At 69.2% G+C, this 18,325-nt stretch carries 15 protein-coding genes; 1 reads left to right on the top strand and 14 read right to left on the bottom strand.

Annotation, left to right across the window (positions count from 1 at the left end):
* Positions 1-287: 287 nt before the first annotated feature.
* From BJY14_RS03390 to BJY14_RS03440, 11 genes are all read right to left on the bottom strand, one after another.
* On the bottom strand, positions 288-1,664 hold the full coding sequence (locus tag BJY14_RS03390) for an MFS transporter (RefSeq protein WP_179842251.1): 1,377 nt from the start codon (positions 1,662-1,664) through the stop codon (positions 288-290).
* A gap of 35 nt (positions 1,665-1,699) precedes the next feature.
* The gene (locus tag BJY14_RS03395) at positions 1,700-2,002 is read right to left on the bottom strand and encodes a hypothetical protein (protein ID WP_512770942.1); all 303 of its coding nucleotides are present in this window, start codon (positions 2,000-2,002) and stop codon (positions 1,700-1,702) included.
* 33 nt (positions 2,003-2,035) lie between these two features.
* Entirely contained in the window at positions 2,036-3,499 is a 1,464-nt protein-coding gene (locus BJY14_RS03400) for an amidase (protein WP_179842253.1), read from the bottom strand.
* Between the two features lie 34 nt (positions 3,500-3,533).
* A complete protein-coding gene (locus BJY14_RS03405; RefSeq protein ID WP_218905043.1) occupies positions 3,534-5,087 on the bottom strand; it encodes a class I adenylate-forming enzyme family protein in 1,554 nt (517 codons plus the stop codon).
* A gap of 111 nt (positions 5,088-5,198) precedes the next feature.
* Positions 5,199-5,786 carry a response regulator transcription factor gene (locus BJY14_RS03410; protein WP_179842255.1) on the bottom strand — a complete coding sequence of 196 codons (588 nt, stop codon included), beginning with the start codon at positions 5,784-5,786 and terminating at the stop codon, positions 5,199-5,201.
* Complete coding sequence (locus BJY14_RS03415) at positions 5,783-6,895, bottom strand: GAF domain-containing sensor histidine kinase (RefSeq protein WP_179842256.1); 1,113 nt, start codon at positions 6,893-6,895, stop codon at positions 5,783-5,785. Before BJY14_RS03415 ends, BJY14_RS03410 begins: the two co-directional genes overlap by 4 nt.
* 44 nt (positions 6,896-6,939) lie before the next feature.
* Complete coding sequence (locus BJY14_RS03420; RefSeq protein WP_179842257.1) at positions 6,940-8,061, bottom strand: sugar ABC transporter substrate-binding protein; 1,122 nt, start codon at positions 8,059-8,061, stop codon at positions 6,940-6,942.
* A gap of 61 nt (positions 8,062-8,122) precedes the next feature.
* Entirely contained in the window at positions 8,123-9,661 is a 1,539-nt protein-coding gene (locus tag BJY14_RS03425; protein WP_179842258.1) for a sugar ABC transporter ATP-binding protein, read from the bottom strand.
* On the bottom strand, positions 9,658-10,704 hold the full coding sequence (locus BJY14_RS03430; RefSeq protein WP_179842259.1) for an ABC transporter permease: 1,047 nt from the start codon (positions 10,702-10,704) through the stop codon (positions 9,658-9,660). Before BJY14_RS03430 ends, BJY14_RS03425 begins: the two co-directional genes overlap by 4 nt.
* A 953-nt stretch (positions 10,705-11,657) precedes the next feature.
* Positions 11,658-12,311 (bottom strand): TetR/AcrR family transcriptional regulator, encoded by a 654-nt coding sequence (locus BJY14_RS03435; RefSeq protein ID WP_246396467.1) that lies wholly within the window; start codon positions 12,309-12,311, stop codon positions 11,658-11,660.
* 735 nt (positions 12,312-13,046) lie between these two features.
* Positions 13,047-14,270, bottom strand: coding sequence for an IS110 family RNA-guided transposase (locus BJY14_RS03440; RefSeq protein WP_179842261.1), 1,224 nt, complete (start codon positions 14,268-14,270; stop codon positions 13,047-13,049).
* A 487-nt stretch (positions 14,271-14,757) separates the two neighbouring features.
* On the opposite strand from BJY14_RS03440, the gene BJY14_RS03445 reads away from it, so the two are divergent.
* Positions 14,758-15,615, top strand: coding sequence for an oxidoreductase (locus BJY14_RS03445; protein WP_179842262.1), 858 nt, complete (start codon positions 14,758-14,760; stop codon positions 15,613-15,615).
* A gap of 14 nt (positions 15,616-15,629) precedes the next feature.
* Here BJY14_RS03445 and BJY14_RS03450 read toward each other — a convergent pair whose 3' ends face one another.
* The 3 genes from BJY14_RS03450 to BJY14_RS44310 all read right to left on the bottom strand — a co-directional run bounded on the left by BJY14_RS03450 (position 15,630) and on the right by BJY14_RS44310 (position 18,090).
* Positions 15,630-15,974, bottom strand: a complete 345-nt coding sequence (locus tag BJY14_RS03450; RefSeq protein ID WP_179842263.1) for a helix-turn-helix domain-containing protein — start codon at positions 15,972-15,974, stop codon at positions 15,630-15,632.
* 260 nt (positions 15,975-16,234) lie between these two features.
* Positions 16,235-17,545, bottom strand: coding sequence for an FAD-binding oxidoreductase (locus tag BJY14_RS03455; protein WP_179842264.1), 1,311 nt, complete (start codon positions 17,543-17,545; stop codon positions 16,235-16,237).
* Between the two features lie 176 nt (positions 17,546-17,721).
* A complete protein-coding gene (locus BJY14_RS44310) occupies positions 17,722-18,090 on the bottom strand; it encodes a DUF4267 domain-containing protein (RefSeq protein WP_376770035.1) in 369 nt (122 codons plus the stop codon).
* Positions 18,091-18,325: the final 235 nt, after the last annotated feature.

Here is an 18,325-nt window from a genome sequence, read left to right on the forward strand (position 1 = left end):
AGCGCAACTGCTCGACCGTCTCCGCCCACTCGATCACCGGCACTCCCCCACCTCCGCACGCGCCCCACCGCAACCCTCGTCCTGCCAAGCCGCGCCACCTCCCAACCTGCTGATAAGCCGATCAGGAAGCCCTCGGACGCCGAAACGGCCCGGCTACGCCAGCTTGCGGACTCTCGTGCGTCGAAGTTCGTGCTGCCGCTGGACATGATCAACCTCGATGAGGCGCAGTGGACGCGCGGTACCTCTGTCAATGTCTGAAGCCCTCTGCACGCGGTCTGTGTTGTTTGTCAGGTGTGGGGCTCGGCGTGTAGAAAGCGCCATGCCGCTGGGATGACGGCCGTGGCCACGATGGTGGTGACGCAGAAGGTGAGTGTGAAGGCGGAGGGGTCGGGGTGTTCTCCTTGGAGCAGGACCAGGAGCGCCAGGCCGATCGAGCCGCCGGTGTACTGCGCAGTGGTGATCAATGCGCTGCCGGTGCCGTTGCCGTCCTCGGGCAGGTCGCGGGTTCCGGTGATGAACATGGCGGTGAAGGCCATGCCTTGGCCCAGTCCGCTCAGGAGCAGGCCGGGCAGGATCACTGGCGCGTAGCCGCCCGAGGAGGCGGCGGCGTAGGCGAGGATCAGCAGGCCCGCGGCCCCGGTCCCGTAGGCGGCGGTCAGCAGATGGCGAAGCTGCCAGCGGCTGGCGAGGATCCCCGCGATGGTGTTGCCCGCGACGATGGTCGCGGCGAGGGGCAGGAAGGCCAGGCCGGCGGTCAGCGCGCTGTAGCCGCGTTCATCTTGCAGGTAGAGGGTGACGAGGAAGAACTCGGCTCCGAAGCTGGCCATGTACAGGGCTGCGGCCAGGCACGCGACCCGCAGGGTTCGCACCGTCAGGAGCGCGGCCGGTACGAGCGGGTGGTCGCTCCGACGCTGGCCGACTGTGAAGAGCACACCGGCGACTACTGCCGCGACCGCGCTGGCGCCCACGACCGGCGCCGAGGGCTGCGCGCGGGCGAGTTCGGTGAAGGCCAGCACAATCGCGACGACGGCGGCCGAGGCCAGTAGCGCCCCGCTGATGGCAAGGGGTCGGCGGGCTCGGCTGGGTGGGACACGCAGGGCAGGTCCTGCCGCGGTGAGACAGACCGCCACGATCGGCAGGTTGATCCAGAAGAGCCATGGCCATGAGGCGACGGTGAGCAGGGCTCCGCCAGAGGTGACGCCCAGCGCGAGACCCACCGCACCCGTCGTTCCCCAGACGCTCAGCGCCCGATTGCGCGCGGGGCCCGCGGGATAGGCCGAGCTGAGCAGACCGAGCGTCGCCGGCACCAGCAGAGCCGCTGCGATGCCCTGGCCTGCGCGGGCTGCGATCAGCGTCGCCGCGCTGCCGGACAGGCCGGCGGTCAGAGAGGCCAGCGCGAACAGCGACTGCGCGGCCATAAACACACGGCTACCGCTGAAGACGTCGACCAGCTGACCGCCCAGCAGCAGGAATCCCGCGAAGAAGATGGCATACGCGCTCACGATCCACTGCAACGCCGCGCTGGAAAAGCGCAGGCTTACCCCGATGTCGGGAAGCGCGACATAGATGATGGAGAAGTCCAGAGCGACGAGCAGCTGGGAACCGGCCAGCGCGGTCAGCAGCCGAAGCCCTGGGGACACTGTGGTCGGGGTCGCGGCGCGCACAGCACCCTCGATTCTCTGTTGTGCATTCAGGGCGATCAGGAGTCTCCAGCCGGTGCGATGGTGGGGGCTGCTGCGCGGGTTGCGCATTCCAATGCGCGGTAGACGGTGGCGCGACCGACGGAGAAGACCTCCATTAGATCGGCGATGGTGTAGTCGCCGGTGGCGTGCATGCGCAGCTGCCGCCCAGCGACAAGCCTGTCGGTCAGCGTGTGCGCCAAGCACAGCCCCACCGACAACGCCGAGGGCGGCTCCAGCGTGACCGCACACTGCGACGCGACGTCGATCGCCACGGAGACGTACGGCCTGCCGATCGGCCGACGGTACCGATCATCCACCACCTCGAGCCGCCTCGGTCAGCGCGACGCGTGCGGTCAGGACACGGAGGCTCCGGCGAAGACCGGCGGCCGCCGGTGTGCCCAGGGCGCTGCCTCCTCGAGCTGCGAGGCGACTCGGACGAGGAGGTCCTCGCGACCGTACGCCGCGACGAGCTGCACACCGACCGGCAACCCGTCGGGGGTCCAGTGCAGCGGGAGGGAGATCGCCGGCTGGCCGGTGACGTTGAACGGGACGCTGTACTGAGTCGCCGCGTAGATGCGGTCGTGTGAGCGTTCGCGGTCGGCCGGGTCGAAGTCGAGCGAGCCGAGCAGGAACGGCGGCACCGGCATCATCGGGGTGACCAGCAGGTCCCAGCCGTCGTCCGACCACCAGGTGGCCATGGCCCGGGTGAAGCGGTTGAGGACGAGGCGCGAGCGGACCGCGTCGGCGGCGCTCATCCGGCGGCCGGTCTCGATGTGGTCGCGGGTCAGCGGCTCGAAGCGATCCAGGTCCAGCGGCTGCCCGAGGTTCCCCTCGAGCTCCATCATGGTCGCCGCGAACTGCGCCGAGAGGGTGCCGAAGAAGTGCGGCATCAGCTCCGAGCGCTGTGTCTGCATCGGCGCGGGCGTGGAGGCGTCCACGTCGTGTCCGAGCTCGGCCAGGAGCGCGCCGGCCTGGGTGGCCGCCAGCGCGCAGGCGGGATCGGTCTCGAAGTCGCCGAGCCCGGTGGTCACCCCGATGCGCAGTCGGCCCGGTGTCACGCCGACCTCGGCGGCGAACGGACGCACCGGCGTGGGTGCGGTGTAGGGGTCGCCCGGCTCGCAGCCGGCGAGCACGTCGACGATGGTCGCGGCGTCGCGCACGGTGCGGGTGACGGCACCCTCGACGGCGAACCCGGCGGGCTCCTCGCCCTGGTCGGGGCCCATCGACATGCGGCCGCGTGAGGACTTCAAGCCGACCAGCCCCGTCATCGACGCCGGGATGCGGATCGAGCCGCCGGCGTCCCCTCCGTGGCCGAGCGGGACGCTGCCCGAGGCGACGGCGGCCGCCGAGCCGCCGCTCGACCCGCCGGGCGAGCGAGAGGTGTCCCACGGGTTCAGGGTCGGCCCGAACGCGACCGGCTCCGTGGTGACCGTGGGCCCGAACTCGGGGACGTTCGTGCGCCCGAGGACGACGAGGCCTGCGTCGAGCAGCTTGCGGGTGACGTTGCTGTCGTGGTCGGCGATCACGCCGAGGTCGCGGATCACGGCGGATCCGGCGTAGTTGGGCTGGCCGGTCATCAGGTTCTGACCGAGGTCCTTCAGCACGGTGGGGACCCCGCGGAGGGGGCCGTCGGGCAGCGGTCCGCCGGCGTCCGCGAGCGCCTCCTCGAATCGCCGGTGGACCATGAAGTTGAGGACCGGATCGGTCTCCTCGATCCCGGCGATGGCTGCTTCGGCGAGTTCGCGGGGCGAGACCTCGCCCGCGCGCACGAGGGCCGCCAGCTCGGTCGCGTCCGCTCCGTAGATGTCGTTCGGCATGGGGATCCTTTCTGTGGTGGCGATTCTGCCCAGGTCAGTGCGCGGCGTCCGGTCGGCGCAGCATGCGTCGCATCAGCTTGCCGCTGGACGTGGTCGGCAGCTGGTCGACGAAGTGGATGGCGCGCGGGACCTTGTACGCCGCCAGGTGCTGCCGGCAGTAGCCCGTCAGCTCCTCGGCGTCCGGGGCGGACCCGGGCGCCGGGACGACGTACGCGTGCGCGACCTCGCCCTTGACCTCGTCCGGCTCGCGGCCCACGGCGACGAGCGCGACGCCCGCGTGCCCGATCAGCACCCGCTCGATCTCCGCGGGGTACACGTTGTAGCCGGCGGTCAGGATCATGTCCTTGAGCCGGTCGACGACGAAGAACCGCCCGGCGCCGTCGTGGGTGGCGACGTCGCCGGTGCGCAGCCAGCCGTCGGGCGTGATCGCCTCGGCGGTGGCCGCGTCGTCGTGATAGTAGCCCAGAGTGACCAGCGGGCCACGGGCCACGAGCTCGCCGGGTTCGCCGGGCCGGCACTCGGTGACGCCGTCCTCGGTGCTGACCACCCGGAGCTCGTTCCCGGGGAGAGCGACCCCGATCGAGCCGTGGACGTTGGGGGCGTAGAGGGCGTGGGTGGAGCCCAGTCCGGACAGCTCCGTCATCCCCCACAGCTCGATCAGGGGGGCGCCGGTCCGTGTCTCCCAGGACTCGATCACGCTCTCCGCGATCGTCTGCCCACCCACGGTGCTGCGGGTGAGGGTGGAGAGGTCGGCCCCGGCCAGCGCCGGTGTCGCCAGCATGGTGGCGTACATGGCGGGCACGCCCTCGAACATGGTGGCGCCGTGCTGCTCGATGCGGCGGATCGCGTCCTCGGGGTCGAACCGGGTCATCAGCACGACCCGGCCACCGGCCATCCAGGTGCTGTTGAGCACGACGTTGCCGTACACGTGGGCCGAGGGCAGGGCGGTGACGACGACGTCCTCGGGCGTCCGCACGTGCATCGTCGCCGTGTACGCGCAGTTCAGCACCAGCGAGCGGTGCGACTGCATGGCCCCTTTAGGGTGGCCGGTCGTCCCGGAGGTGTAGGCGATGCAGGCCGCGGACCCGGGATCCACCGGCACCGGCTCGAACGGCTCCGCGTCGGCCGAGGCCAGGAGCGACGCGAACGACGTGGCGGCCGGCTCGTCCGCGTCGTCGAAGGAGATGACCTGCTCCAGGCCCGGGACGCTCCCGAGCGCCGCCCCGACCGCCCGCAGGCGTTCCCCCGAGGCCAGCAGGACCTTGGCTCCCGAGTCGCCCAGGATGTAGTCCAGCTCGGCGCCGGTCAGCATGACGTTGAGCGGGTTGACGACCGCTCCGCAGCGGAGGGCGCCGTGGTAGGCGACGATCCACTCCCAGCGGTTCTGGGAGAGCAGCGCGACGCGGTCGCCGGGCCTGACACCGCGGGCACTGAGTGCGTGGGCGACCCGGCTCGCGAGCTGGTCCAGCTCCTCGAAGGTGAGGGTTCGCTCATCGGTGACCAGGGCGATGCGACGAGGCCAGCGCCGGGCGGCTTGGGGCAGCAGCCGCCCCAGGCCGTCGAGGGGCGGGAACAGTGCGGCGTTCAACACGACCTCCGGGCTGGATGAGGTGGGACACCGCATTCAATCCCGGGCGCCGAGCCGGCCGTCACCGCCGATCGGAAGGGTCTTTCGCCCCGGTCGGCTCGGATGCCCGCCTCAGAGCAGGCCGAGGCGGTAGGCGGTGGCGATCGCGTCCGCCCGGTTCCGCGCCCCGATCCGCTGCAGGATCTCCTGCCAGTAGGCCTTCACCGTGGACGGCCTGAGCCCCAGCTCCTGGGCGATCTCGCTGTTGGTCATGCCGCCGGCGACACCGGCGAGGACCTCGCGCTGGCGGGGTGTCAGCAGCGAGCGCCCGGTGGGCGAATCGTCGCGGAGCCTGCCCTCCCCGGCCGCCCGGACCACGGCACGGAGCGCGGCGGGCGCGGTGTCCTTCGGTACCGTCGTGATCGCGCCGGCCCGTCGTGCGTCCGGGATCTGCGGGTTCTGGGGGTCGGCGGTGAAGAGCACGACGCAGGCCTCCGGCGCTGCCGCGCGCAGCGCCGCGACGGCCGAGGCGACGTCGGTGTCGCCGAGCCGGACGTCGAGGAGGATCACGTTCGGTTGCCGGCGGTGCGCCGCCGCGAGGGCCTCGGGGAGCGAGGTGGCGGCTCCGACGAGCTCGAAGTCGTCCTCGTCGACGAACACGTTCTGGATTCCGGCCTGGACGATGGGGTGGTCGTCGACGACGAACAGCTTGATGCTCACAACGGGATCCGTGCCCTGATCGTGAAGCCGTCCGCCGCGTCGTCGTCGACGATGGACACGCTTCCGCCGAGCCTCGCGATCCTGGTCTCCGCGCTGGTGAGACCGATCCCGGGCCGGACCCGGGGCGGCGCGGGGCCGTCGTTCGAGACGGCCACGGTCAGCTGGTCGGGGAGGACCGCCGCGGTCACCGAGGCGCGCGTCGCGGTCGAGTGCCGTTCCACGTTGGCCAGCGTCACGGCGACGAACCGGACCACGGCCTCGACGCGAGCGGTGTCCAGCGCCGGGAGGCCGCCGAGGAAGACGGCGATCGCGTCGATCCCGGTACGGCGCCGGAAGTCGTCGACGGTGCCCTGGATCTCGGCCCGCAGGTCGGTGGTCGCGCTCGCGTGCCATCCGTGGATCAGGTCCTGCACCATCCCGCTGACCTCGGCGACCTCGTGCTGCAGGGTCTCCAGCTCGCGGGCGAGATCCTGGTCGGCCGCTCGCCGGTGCACCTTCTCGGTCCGCGACGAGATCGAGAACAGCAACGCGCTGACGCCGTCGTGGATCTCCTCGCTGATCCGGCGCCGCTCCACGAGCGCGGCGGCCGCCGCGTTGTCACGGCTGCGGCGCGCGATGCCGAGCGCGAGGCTCGTCCGCTCGGCCAGCTGCTCGATGTGGGCGATGGTGCGATCCGCGAACGGTCCCGTGTCCCGTCGTCCGACGGTGAGGACGCCGAGGACCTCCTCCTCGATGGAGAGCGGAGCGGCGATCATCCGCCGCACCCGCTCCGCCTCGATGATGTGGTCGAACTCGTGTGTGATGCTGGCGGCCTCGGCGTACTCCTCGACCCAGTGGATGGACGCGTGCGCGAACACGTGGCCGGTGAGCCCCTGACCTTGGCGGATGTCCAGGCTCTCCAACTCCGGGGTCCGTTGCCCCAGGACGTGCTCGATCACGAGCCCACCGGCGGGATCGGGCAGCGCGACCCAGGACACCGCCGTCTGCCGGCCCTCCGCCTGGACGACCTCCCGCAGCGTCAGCGTGAGTGCCGACCTCGGGTCGAAGACGGTCCGGATGTCGAGCAGCGCGTCGAGGACATGCCTGCTCGGGACGCTCTCGCCCGTCATGATGCCTCCTCGCCGCCGGCGTCGCCCTCCACGATAGTGACGGGTCAGCTCAAACCCCAGGCCTTCTCGAAGGCCGCCTGGAACCCGTCGTACGTCGGGTACAGGCTGGTCAGGGCGCTGTTCTCGATGTTGGTCTTGTCGATGAGCCGCATCGGGATCCTCTGGTTCTCCCCGGGCGTGCCGGATAGGGCCGCCAGCACCGAGTGGACGGCGAGCCAGCCGATGTAGTCGTTCGGCGGGAAGGACATGTCGGCGTCCTGCACCCCGCCGTTCTTGATCATCTGGAGGTTGGGCGCCAGGCCGTTGGCCGAGATGAGGGTGACGTCCTTGTTGATCCGCTGTGCCCGGGGTCCGGCGAAGGGGACCGCGGAGTCGAAGCCGACGGCCAGGTAGTTGATGCCTGGGTGCTGCTTCATCATGCTCTGCACCTGGGTCGGAAGGCCGGTGGCGAGGTTCGCGACGTCCATCTCGATCGTGTGGACGGCGCAGGCCGAGCACAGACGAGTCACCTCGCCCTCGGTCACCTTGCCGACCTCGTTGCTGAGTGGGATGGAGGCTGGCAGCGAGACGTTGCCCAGCTCGAGGTCGCAGCCGGTGCGGTGTAGCGCGTAGTCGGCGTACGCCTTGCCGACGTAGTCGGCGCTCAGGGTGAGGTCGGCGTAGACGAGCGGGTCGATCGGGGCGTCGACGTCGTCCGCGAGAATAGTGATCACCGCGACGCCGGCGCTCTTGGCCTTCTGGAGCGGGTTGCTCGCGATCGAGGCGTCGATCCCGCTCGTGACGATGGCGTCGGCGCCGGCACCGAGCGCGGTGGACAGGGCCTGGTTCGCGGACTGGGCGGTGCCGTTCCCGTTGAGCTCGTGGAACTCCATGCCGAGGGCCGACGCGGCGGCCTTGATTCCGGTGGTGATGTTGTTCGTCAGGTCGTTGCTGAGCAGGTTGACGACCCAGACCGACTTGCCAGGCGCCACGGCGCCCTTGGCGGCGGCCGCGGGGATGTACAGCTCGGGAACGGCGCGCAGCGCGTCGACGGCGTCCGATGCCGCGGCCTTGCAGTCGGCCAGGGCCTTGCCCGAAATCCCGGACGAGGTGCCGGACCCGGCGCAGCCGGTCAGTGACGCGGAGACAGCCACGAGCACGGCCAACGTGCTGAGGTACTGCTTCATATGATCCTCCGGGTGTTCGGTGAGATGGCGGGCGAAAGGGACCGAGACGCGTGGGGTCAGATCAGGCCGTTCCGCCTTCCGGTCGTCCCGTGGAAGAAGTCAGTCCGCTTGATGCCTTGAGGATCTGCTCCTCGGTGACCTGGTCGCCTTCGAGGACCGCGGCGATGGCACCCTCGCGGAGCACCAGCACGCGGTGGCACAGCGCGGCGACCTGCTCGTGGTCAGCGGAGGCCATCACCACGGCGATGCCACGCGCCGTCTCGGAGACGATCCACTGGAGAAGGTCGCGCTTGGCGCCGGCGTCCACACCCTGAGTGGGCTCGTCGAGGACGAGGATCCGGGGATCGGTGTTCATCCACTTCGCGAAGACGATCTTCTGCTGGTTGCCGCCGCTGAAGGCGGAGATCGGCAGGTCCGGCCGGGGCGGATGGACACCGGCGCGTCCCATCAGGTCTCGTGCCTGCTCGCGTTGCCGGCGGGCCCTCAGCAGCCCGCGATCGAAGAGCGAGCCGAGCACCGGCAGGGTCACGTTCTCCTGTGCCGTGGTCCCGGTCCACACCCCGTCGCGGCGCCGGTCGCCCGGAACCATGGCCATCCCGGACGCGAGGGCGTCCCGCACCGTCGTGATCGACCGCCCGCCGACCTCGACCGCGCCCCCGGCGGCCGGGGCGCCGCCGCACAGGAGCATCGGCAGCTCCTCCTGCCCCATGCCGACCAGTCCGGTCACCCCGACGATCTCCCCGGGCCGGACGTCGAGATCGAGGCCCTGGAGCCGGCGGCCGCGCAGCCCGCGCACCCGCAGCAAGGGCTCACCGCCGGCAACCGGATGCTTCTCCGGGTAGTACGACGACATCCGCCGGCCCAGCATCGCCTCGATGTAGTCGTCGTGGGAGACCTCCGAGGTCGGCCTCTCGAAGACGACGGAGCCGTCCCGGATCACGGCCGCCTTGTCGCATGTCGCCATCAGCTCCGCGAGCCGGTGGGTGATGAACAGGACGCCGGCCCCGCCCGCCGCGAGCCGGCGCATCATCTCGATCAGACGGGCGCTCTCGGCCGCGGGCAGCAGCGCCGTCGGCTCGTCGAAGAGGATGAGCGGCCGGCCGTCACCGCCACCGTGCTCGAGCTCCCGGAGCGCCCGGATCACCGCGACGAAGACCCGCTCGGCGGGACTCAACTCGCCGACGAGCCGCCACGGGTCGAGGTCGATGCCGAGGCGCTCGCCGAGCCGGCGAAAGGTGCCGAGCTCCCCTCGCCGGGACCTGGGCAGCAGCTTCCCGGTCGCGTACCCGTCGCCGACCCCGACGTTGTCGAGCACGCTCAACCGCGGGTGCAGCCCCAGGTCCTGGTGGATGACGACGATGCCGCGGCGCGACGCATGCCGGACCGGGCTCTCGAGAACCGAGCCGTGAAAACGGATCTCGCCCGCGTCGACGCGGTGGATGCCCGTGAGGATCTTCACCAGCGTCGACTTGCCCGAACCGTTCTGCCCGAGGAGGCCGACGATCGTCCCAGGCTCGACGACCAGGTCGACCGAGACGAGGGCCGGGACCGCGCCGAAGGACTTCGCGATTCCGGTGAGCTCCAGCACCGGGGCGCTCATGCGGTGACCAACTTTCGGCCCGCGAGGCGGGCCAAGGTCACCGCCACGACAAGGGCGATGCCGTTGAAGGCCGAGGACACCCAGGTCGGTGCGCCCATCAACTGCAACCCGGTGACGCCGACCGCCAGGAGGTAGAGGGCGAACAGCGTGCCGAGTGCGTTGAACTGGTTGAGCCGGATCGTGGCGGCGCCCAGGAACACGGCCGCGAACGGTGGAAGCAGGTACTGGTTCGTCGTCGACGGATCCGCGGCGCCAAGTTGCCCGAGCAGGAGGAGCCCTATGAACGCCGCGACGATCGCGGCACCGACGAAGCCGAGGAACCGGATCCGGTCGACACCGACACCGGCCAGGCGGGCCACGTCGCGGTTGCCTCCCACGAACAGCAGGTGGCGCCCCAGTGGAGTGAAATCGAAGACGTACCAGGCCACCACGACGAACAGCCACCCGCTCCAGGTCGCCGAGGTGAGTCCGAGGACTTCGGTCCTCGCCAGCGAGACGATCGGGTCGGGCACGGTGACGACGGCGGTCGAACCGGTGACCCAGTAGACCAGGCCGCTGGTGAGGGTGTTGATGCCCAGCGTGGTGACGAACGCGTCGACACCGAGCACGACCACCAGGAACCCGGCCAGGGTGCCGATCACGAGCGCCGCCAGCCCCACTGCCAGGAGGCACGTCGTCAACCCGTGACCTTCCTGGGTCAGCCGGGCCACGAGGGCACCGGAGAGCACCATGGTCGAGACGATGGACAGGTCGAACTCGCCCATGCGGAGCTGGAAGCAGCCGACGATCGCCAGCATCAGGATGATGCTCTGCGCGTCCGCCATCGACACCAGGTTGACCGAGGTGCGGAAGTTCGGCAGCGTGATCGCGAAGTAGGCGGTCAGCACCAAGAACAGCAATGGGACCATGTAGCGCCCGAAGGTCTCGCCCAGTGGGCTGCGCGGCCGGCCGGTGCCACCTGCGGCCTCACTGGCGAGCCGTGAGTCGGACTCCTGGGGCTGCACGGATCCCTGGCCGTGCCCGGTCGAGACCGTCCTGGACATCGCTCTGCCACCTTCGTCTTGCGGATCGGAAGCCACATTCAAACCCGGGTGGTGAGACGTTCGTCACTGCCGAACGGAAGGGTCTTCCGAGCCCGTCGTGAGTCATCGAGGGAGGTCGAGCGGCTGGGGGAACCTAGAGGTCGGGCAGTCGCTGGGCGTCGACGCGCGGGGGCTGGTCCCTAGTGGCATGCACCGGAAATGGCAGCTTTTGGTCCGCGTCAGGTAGTGATGCGGGGCCAGCTGATCTTGATGAGGTAGCCGGCGAGGGAGTTGACCACCCGCCGAGCGATCCCCCGCGGCTGGCTGATCATCAACAGAGGGGCCACCACCTACCGGCTGCGCGGTCGCCTCACAGACTCAAGGGCCATCGACACCTTCAGAGCCGCCCTCAAGCTCGCGCAAGCAGGCGGTCCAGCCACCGCGATCCGCATCTACCGCAAGGCCCTCGACCTGCGGCGCACCAGCGACCGAGCCGACCCGCCCTTTGTCCACGCACCTCAAGGCCAACCCAATCTTCAGCGAAGATAGGGGGTCTCAGGCCCCACCGTGCCCCCAACGAAGTGGGCCGACCGCCTCCAGAAGTCCACTCCGCTGGCGCAGATATCTGGGCCCGACGCCTATGCAGTGCTCCTGCCGTATGAGAGAGGCTTGGTCTCAGACCCCCCACCTCTGGCCACGGCATCGCCTGCAACACGGTCGCTCGGATCTCGCGCCACAGAATGGCCGGCTGGTCCTAACTAGAACAAACGTCGCACGGGCGCCACCGCCTCGTGACCGCGCGGATCGTTCAAGAAGAACGACCGGAGTAGCACGATGACTTCAGTTCCAGGATCTTGGCCGCCAGGGCACGCAGCATGCACTGAGAAAACGTCAGTAGCGCCCTACGACGAACGTCCCGCGAAGGCATTAAAGCTGCGCGGGGTATGCTTATGTACCGGACAAGGGGCTTGAGGTCATCGGTAAGGTGACCTCGACGCCCCGCCAGTCGGCAAGGGAGGTCCGGCTGCCCACCGTGCAGTTTGACGCAAATGACGCCGGAACCGCAGGAGGGTGTCCGGATCGTCGGCACGATGACTCACTCCGTCGACACCGGTGATCCCACCTCTGACGAAGCTGTTGATCACCCAGACCACGTTCCAGTTGAACATTTCCGGGTCCACGTCTTCCGCGACTGCCTCAGCGATCCGGCCGACGATCTGGTCCAGCTCTCGCAGACTGTCGCGCACCTCCCCCTCCGGGATGTCAGTGGCGTCGGACATCCAGCGGTGCATCCAGAGCGCCGGAAACTCCGGGTACTGCAGGCAGAAGTCCAAGTATGAGTCGATCAAGCGGATCAGGCCGGCGGCGTCGGGGGTGAACTCCTTCAAGGCGCCCTTCATGGATTCGATGCGGAGTTCGGTCAGACTCCTCAGGACGGCCTTGTACAAGCCGAACTTGCCGCCGTAGCGGTCAGTCACCACACTCTGCTCGATACCGCAGGCATCGGCAATGATCTGCGTGGAGGCCTCGTCGTAGCCGAGCTCGGAGAACAGCCGTGCGGCGGTAGTGAGTACGCGTTCGGGTATGCGGCCGCCGTCCCCGTCTGAAGCCTCGTGCGCGTGTGGCATCGACAGCACCGTCCTTCCAAAAGCTTCACTCAACAACGCATTCTTCACTGAATCAGGCCGAACGTAGATAAATGGTCAATACCAGGTAGTTCGGGCGTAATGGATGGGCTACATCGTTCCGCACCCAAGTGCGCTGCAACGGCTCGTTGGAGTTCACCGTCGGCGGACTTCGCCTCACCCGCCGCTAGCGCGGCGACGGCCTGGATGAACCTGGCTACGACTGGCGGGCCTACACGGGGCGTAGACCAAGTAGCCCGAAAGGGGTAATGGATCTTGCTCGCGGACTTGGGGTCCGCCGAGATGCATGGTGGCGGGGCGGTCTGGGGGGCTTGGCGAGGCCGCGGACGGCTCGTTCGGTCATGGTGACCCGCGCGTCGGCGCCCAGCGGAACGTCCCGGTATGCGCGGATGACCGCGAAGCCGGAGCCGGTGAGGGCCGTGCGCGCCAGCGGGCCTTCCTGGGACGGTCAGACGGTTCGACGCAGCAGAAGCGACGCCTCCAGACGATCCAGGTGACCTGCTACCCGCCCCGGCCACAAGCAGGACGACGGGAATGGGAACTAACCATTTCCAGTCGATTCGATAACTGTCTCGTTGCCGACATGCCGCTGAACCAAAGCTAGGCCAGACTTCAGTCTGCCTGCGCGGGCCTAGGCCCCCTCCGAGGGGACCGCCTCGGTGTAGAACTCGACTCCCACTACCAGATCCGCGGCATCCACGAATCTCAGTGATGGTGTCAAGTCGCGAGTGCGTTGACCTGCGATGGTGGGATCGGGTTGTAGGTCCGGTTGTCACGCAGGAGGGCCCACAGCACGTCGACCATGCGTCGGGCCAGCGCGAGCAGAGCCTGAGTGTGGATCTTGTTCTCATCCCGTTTGCGCTGGTAGAAGGCTCTTGACGGCCCTTCGGTCTTCAGGCTGGACAACGCCATCATGTAGAAGACCTGGCGCAGTGGCCGGTGGTAGCGCTTGGGCCGGTGGTAGTTGCCGCTGACGCGTCCGGAGTCACGCGGGACTGGCACCAAGCCAGCGTAAGAAGCCAGGCGGCCGGAGTTGGCGAAAGCGTCCAGGGGACGCCCGTCGGTGGCGACAAGGAATTGGGCGCCCAGGATCGGGCCCATTCCGGGCAGGCTCTCGATGATGTGGGCTTGGGGGTGGTCGCGGAACCTGCTGGTGAGCAGCTTGTCGGTGTCCTTGATCTCCTGGTCGAGGTCCAGGAGTTGCTTGGCGAGCCTCTTCACCAGCAGCGCCGTAGTGGCTTCGCCGGGCAGTTCGACGGTCTGCTGCTCAGCGGCTTGGACGGCTTGGGCGGCCATCTTGTCGACCCCCCTGGCCCAGGCCCCGTGCTCACGCAGATGGGCGGCCAGCCCCTCAGCTCCGGCGCCTCGGATTCCGGCCGGAGTGCAGTAACCGGTGAGAAGGATCAGCGCTGACCGGGTGGAGTAATCGAAGGTGGCCTCCAGCGCAGGGAAGATGCTGGTCAGCAGGGCACGGAGTCGGTTGATGCCGCGCACCCAGTCGGCCATCACGTCGGCCCGGTAGGAGGCCAGCCGGGTCAACTCGACCACCAATTCGTCGCTGGTGATCAGTTCCGTCAGATCGCTTCGCATGCGGGCGGTGTCAGCGATGATGCGGGCGTCCTTCGCGTCGGTCTTGCCCTCGCCGCGGAACACCCCGGCCATGCCGTGGACGACCCGGCCGGGCACATAGACCACGTTCTGGCCGCTGGACAGCAGGATCGCCAGCAACAGGGCAGCGGGTGGGCTGACCAGGTCGATCGCCCACCGCACCTCACCGCCGCCGGCGGTCGTGGAGGCTCGGTCGAGCAGCTCCTCGATCGGCTGCTGGCTGTTGCCCACCTTGACCGACCAGAGCTTCTTGCCCGATGCGTCGACGGCCACCGCATAATGGCTCGCCTTCCCCGCGTCGATCCCCACCCACACGACACTCGTGGCCGTCACCCCGGCCACCTCCCCGTTCTCGCAGGTCAAGCCCGTGGACGGCCCCGCCATCAGGTCCCTAAACAGCGACGGTTCGCATCAGATCTCAGTGAGCGGCCAGGGGGTCCAGGGCGACGAGGCGGCCATTCGTGGAAAGCCACAACCACGGCAAGCATTCATCAGCCACACCCCGTCGCCCGGGGCATCCAGAGCGACTCACTCCAGACACTTCGATCTTAGGGATGCATTCATGACCCTGGCCGCAGCCATTATCTGCTGGCGACGCCTCGTCCGCTGATTCTGTTACGACTTCTAAAGGACTTCTGCGACGGCCGAGCGCCCCACTGCCGCTGGCCGCCGGTTCCCGGCCCGGCATGTGCCCATGACTGGGCCGCGCGCCTGGCCGCGTCCTGTCCAGAACGAGTACCCCGTTACACGCCTTCTGCCTGGCACGGGCCGGCCCCAGACGCGTGATCAACACCTGTCCAAGCCATTAGGCTTGACGGTCATGACGGAACAACGATGGGCCTTGGGCGGCGACCTGAGCGTCGCGAGAATCGGCTACGGTGCGATGAAGCTGACCGGCTGGCCGAGGGGCGGCCGACCCGACCGAGAGACGGCACTCGCCGTCCTGCGCCGGGCAGTAGAACTCGGGGTGAACCACATCGACACCTCAAACTACTACTCGCGTGACGGAGTCGCGGCCAATGAACTCATCCGCGAGGCGCTGCACCCCTACCCGGACGACCTCGTCATCGTGACCAAGGTCGGCGCATTGGTCGAGGGTGCCGACATCGCACTCCCGGCGGCGGAGCAGAACGGCCTCACGCCCGGCAATCTGCGCCGTGGCATCGAGGCGAACCTCCGCTCCCTCGGCTTGGACCGCATTGACGTGGTGAACCTGCGGATGGGCGACCTCGACCGGACGCAGACGCCTTTGAAAGCACCCCTCGAAACACTGCTCGCACTGCGCGAGGAGGGGCTGATCCGCCATCTGGGCGTCTCAAACGTCACCGCGTCCGAGTTCGCTGAGGCCCGCGAGATCGCGCCTATTACCTGCGTCCAGAACCTTTACAACCTGTCCCAGCGCGATGACGACCCGCTCGTCGATGCCTGCGCCCAGGCCGGTATCGCTTACGTCCCCTTCTTCCCGGTCGGCGGATTCCAGCCGCTCACAGCACAGCATCTGGACGCCATCGCCGCCCGCCACAATGCGACCGTGCCGCAGGTCGCCCTGGCCTGGTTGCTGGCCCGGTCACCGAACATCCTGCTCATCCCCGGCACCGGCTCCCTGGACCACCTCGAACAGAACATCGGCGCCGGCGCCCTGACTCTGACCCCGGAAGACCTGGCACAACTCAACTGACAACAGGCGCCCGATCAGAGACGCACCGTGAGCCGAGGCCTGCGGCTGCCCAGTTGTTTGCGGGACGCGGCCCGGCAGGCGAGGCGGGTTGCGGGATCACTGTCCGGACTCACTCCGATCCCGAACGCGGCCATCAAGGCGGCGAAGGTCTCGTTGCGGCGCAAATGCACTAGGACCAGCAGCGCCTGGCGCCCCTGAGGCACCGAGCGCCACCCTGCAGCCTCAGGTTGGAACGGGCTCAGCACTCGATCCGGACCGGCGAACCGCACCCTCACCCTCACCCCGTCCAGCCGGCCCTCCAGCACCGTGATCTGGTGCCGCAGCACCAAGATCTCGGCGTCCTTCTCCCGGTCGATCATCGGAGCAGACGCAGGACCGCGAACGCGTTCGCCCCGGTCACGTTGGCCAGTCGCGGGCACAACCGCCCATCCCCCTGAGGGGGCAGTGTCGTGGCATGTCCCGTGACGGTTCCCGACCTGCACCGCTACCTGCCGGACACCACGGCTCTCACCTGCGCGGACGTACTTCGCGGCAAGCACAGGGCGACGTCGGTCGCGCGGGTTCGGTGCGGCTCCTCCGCTCCGGAGGGCGGAAGAGCCGTGACCTGCTGGGAACCGGCCTATCCGAGCACCGGGTAGTTGGCGCGGAACACATTATGCGGGTCGCGGGCCCGCTTGATCTCCCGCAGGCGCGCGAGCGCGCCGCCGGAGAAGGACTCGGCCGCCGTCTCACCGGGGGACAGCAGGGTGTACGGCTTGCGGCCGCTGATGCGGGCCTTCAGGTCCGCCACGACCTCGGCCTGCTTGGCACGCGTCGCGTCGGCCATGTGCGGCAGGCCGAGACCCACCAGGCTCAGCAGGTACGGCTCAGCCACCGCGCCGCTCGCACCGGCCCCGAGGCCCGGCTCGGTGAGCGCCCCGCCCAGGTTCCTGATCTGCAGGTTGATGAGCGGTTCGAGCGGCTTGGACAGCAGGAGCTCCCCCGCGTCGGCGCCCAGGCCCGTGAGTAGCTCCACGCGGCTGATGGAGGGGGTCGGGTCGATGGGCTCGGGAGAGATGGCACCCAGGTCGGCGATCGGGACGACACCGAGGCTGTCGGAGATCGCGCCCTCTATCTTGTCGAGGCGCACCAGCAGGTTCTGCGCCCGAGCCGCCTCCCCCAGGTAGGTCAGGTCCAGCGTGACCATCGGCGGTGCGCCGGGCGGCTGGAACCGGTTGAACCAGACGCTGAGCTCACGCGGTGCCTCGGCGGTGATCTCCAGGAACGCGTCGTACACCGCTCTGGTCCGGTGCTCGGGCCAGACGACGCGCCCGCCGTACATGGTGGGCACCGGGTACAGCTCGAGTTCGAGGGCGGTCACCATCGCGAAGTCTCCGCCACCGCCGCGGAGCGCCCAGAACAGCTCCGGATCGGACTCGGCGGTCACCCGGCCGGGCTCGCCGTCGGCGTCCACGATGTCGATGGCCCGCACGCTGCCGGAGGCGAGGCCGTGCTTGCGGCTGAACCAGCCGACCCCACCACCCAGGGTGTAGCCGGTCACGCCGACCCCTGGCGCGCTGCCCGACAGGCCGGCCAGCCCCAGCGGACCGGCCGCCGCCTGCACCTGCCCCCATCGCACGCCCGCGCCCACCCGGACCACTCGCTCCTCCGCGCGTACCACCACCTCGTTCAGCAGACCGGTACGCAGCAGGATCAGGCCTTCCACATCGCCCGAGGCGCCATGCCCGGTCGGCTGCGCGGCCACCGTCAACCCCGCTCGCCGGGCGTAGCGTACGAGCGCCGCCACGTCGTCGGCGTCCGCGGCCTCCACGACCGCCGCGACCGGCTGCCTGACGGTGAGGTTCCACGCGGTGGCCGCCTGCTCGAAGCCGTCGTCATCAGGCAGGAGCACGCGCCCTTTGAGCGCGCCGCGCACATCGTTGATCGTCATCGTCGTCTTCCTCTTCGATTTCCTGAGTGCGTGTGGAGAGGGTCTTGGTTCGGTTGGCCGAGGGGTCCATGGGACTTGGCGGACGGTGGTCGCCGACTGCCTGGCCGGGCGGTGATCGGCCTTACGACCCGGTGTCGCCCGGGGTGAGGATTTCCATGAGGTGCCTGTCGGGGGCATCAGGCGGACTGCGCGGCGGGCGTCGGCGCGACGGCCTCGGGGACCGTGGCGGTTTCGGGGGCCTTGCGGGCTTTGCCGGTCTCGCGGAGGATCAGCAGGCCGGTGGCCACGATCAGTGCCGAGGTAAGGCCGTGGACGCCGAACGCGGCGGCCATGGGGCCGTGGTGGGCCAGGACGTTGACCATGTCGGCGAACGGGGCGGCGGCCGTCATCAGTAGGACCCAGCCCAGGGCACGGCGGTGGGCCGTCACCAGCAGGGCGCCCATGGCCAGGCCCATCGCGATTTCGCGGCTGCCCTTAACGATCGGGAAGCCGCTGTCGTCAGAGGGCCAGTTCCGCAGACCTGGGAAGGACGTCCCGAAGGGCAGGACGAAGGACGACCGAGGTAGAGGGTGAACAGAACGATGGCGGTGGCCAGGACGGTGTTGAGCTTCTTCTGCGACATGGTCGTTCTCCCTTGATGGTCAGAGTGGGAAGGGTTCTGCCGCGGACCGGCGCGACCTTCGCGGGGGCGATGTCACGCGGGGCGACGGCCGCGACGAGCTCCACCAGCTGCCGAGACTCGTGGCGAACGCGCTGTGGACGATCCCCATGTCCCGGGTG

Origin of the sequence: Actinomadura luteofluorescens, assembly GCF_013409365.1 — a bacterium.
GTDB classification, from domain to species: domain Bacteria; phylum Actinomycetota; class Actinomycetes; order Streptosporangiales; family Streptosporangiaceae; genus Spirillospora; species Spirillospora luteofluorescens.

Excerpts from the sequence above, each read along its gene's own strand:
- BJY14_RS03455 (WP_179842264.1), bottom strand. The coding sequence starts at position 17,545 with ATGACGATCAACGATGTGCGCGGCGCGCTCAAAGGGCGCGTGCTCCTG.
- BJY14_RS03430 (WP_179842259.1), bottom strand. The coding sequence starts at position 10,704 with ATGTCCAGGACGGTCTCGACCGGGCACGGCCAGGGATCCGTGCAGCCC.
- BJY14_RS03425 (WP_179842258.1), bottom strand. The coding sequence starts at position 9,661 with ATGAGCGCCCCGGTGCTGGAGCTCACCGGAATCGCGAAGTCCTTCGGC.
- BJY14_RS03435 (WP_246396467.1), bottom strand. The coding sequence starts at position 12,311 with ATGCCACACGCGCACGAGGCTTCAGACGGGGACGGCGGCCGCATACCC.
- BJY14_RS03400 (WP_179842253.1), bottom strand. The coding sequence starts at position 3,499 with ATGCCGAACGACATCTACGGAGCGGACGCGACCGAGCTGGCGGCCCTC.
- BJY14_RS03445 (WP_179842262.1), top strand. The coding sequence starts at position 14,758 with ATGACGGAACAACGATGGGCCTTGGGCGGCGACCTGAGCGTCGCGAGA.
- BJY14_RS03450 (WP_179842263.1), bottom strand. The coding sequence starts at position 15,974 with ATGATCGACCGGGAGAAGGACGCCGAGATCTTGGTGCTGCGGCACCAG.
- BJY14_RS03415 (WP_179842256.1), bottom strand. The coding sequence starts at position 6,895 with ATGACGGGCGAGAGCGTCCCGAGCAGGCATGTCCTCGACGCGCTGCTC.
- BJY14_RS03420 (WP_179842257.1), bottom strand. The coding sequence starts at position 8,061 with ATGAAGCAGTACCTCAGCACGTTGGCCGTGCTCGTGGCTGTCTCCGCG.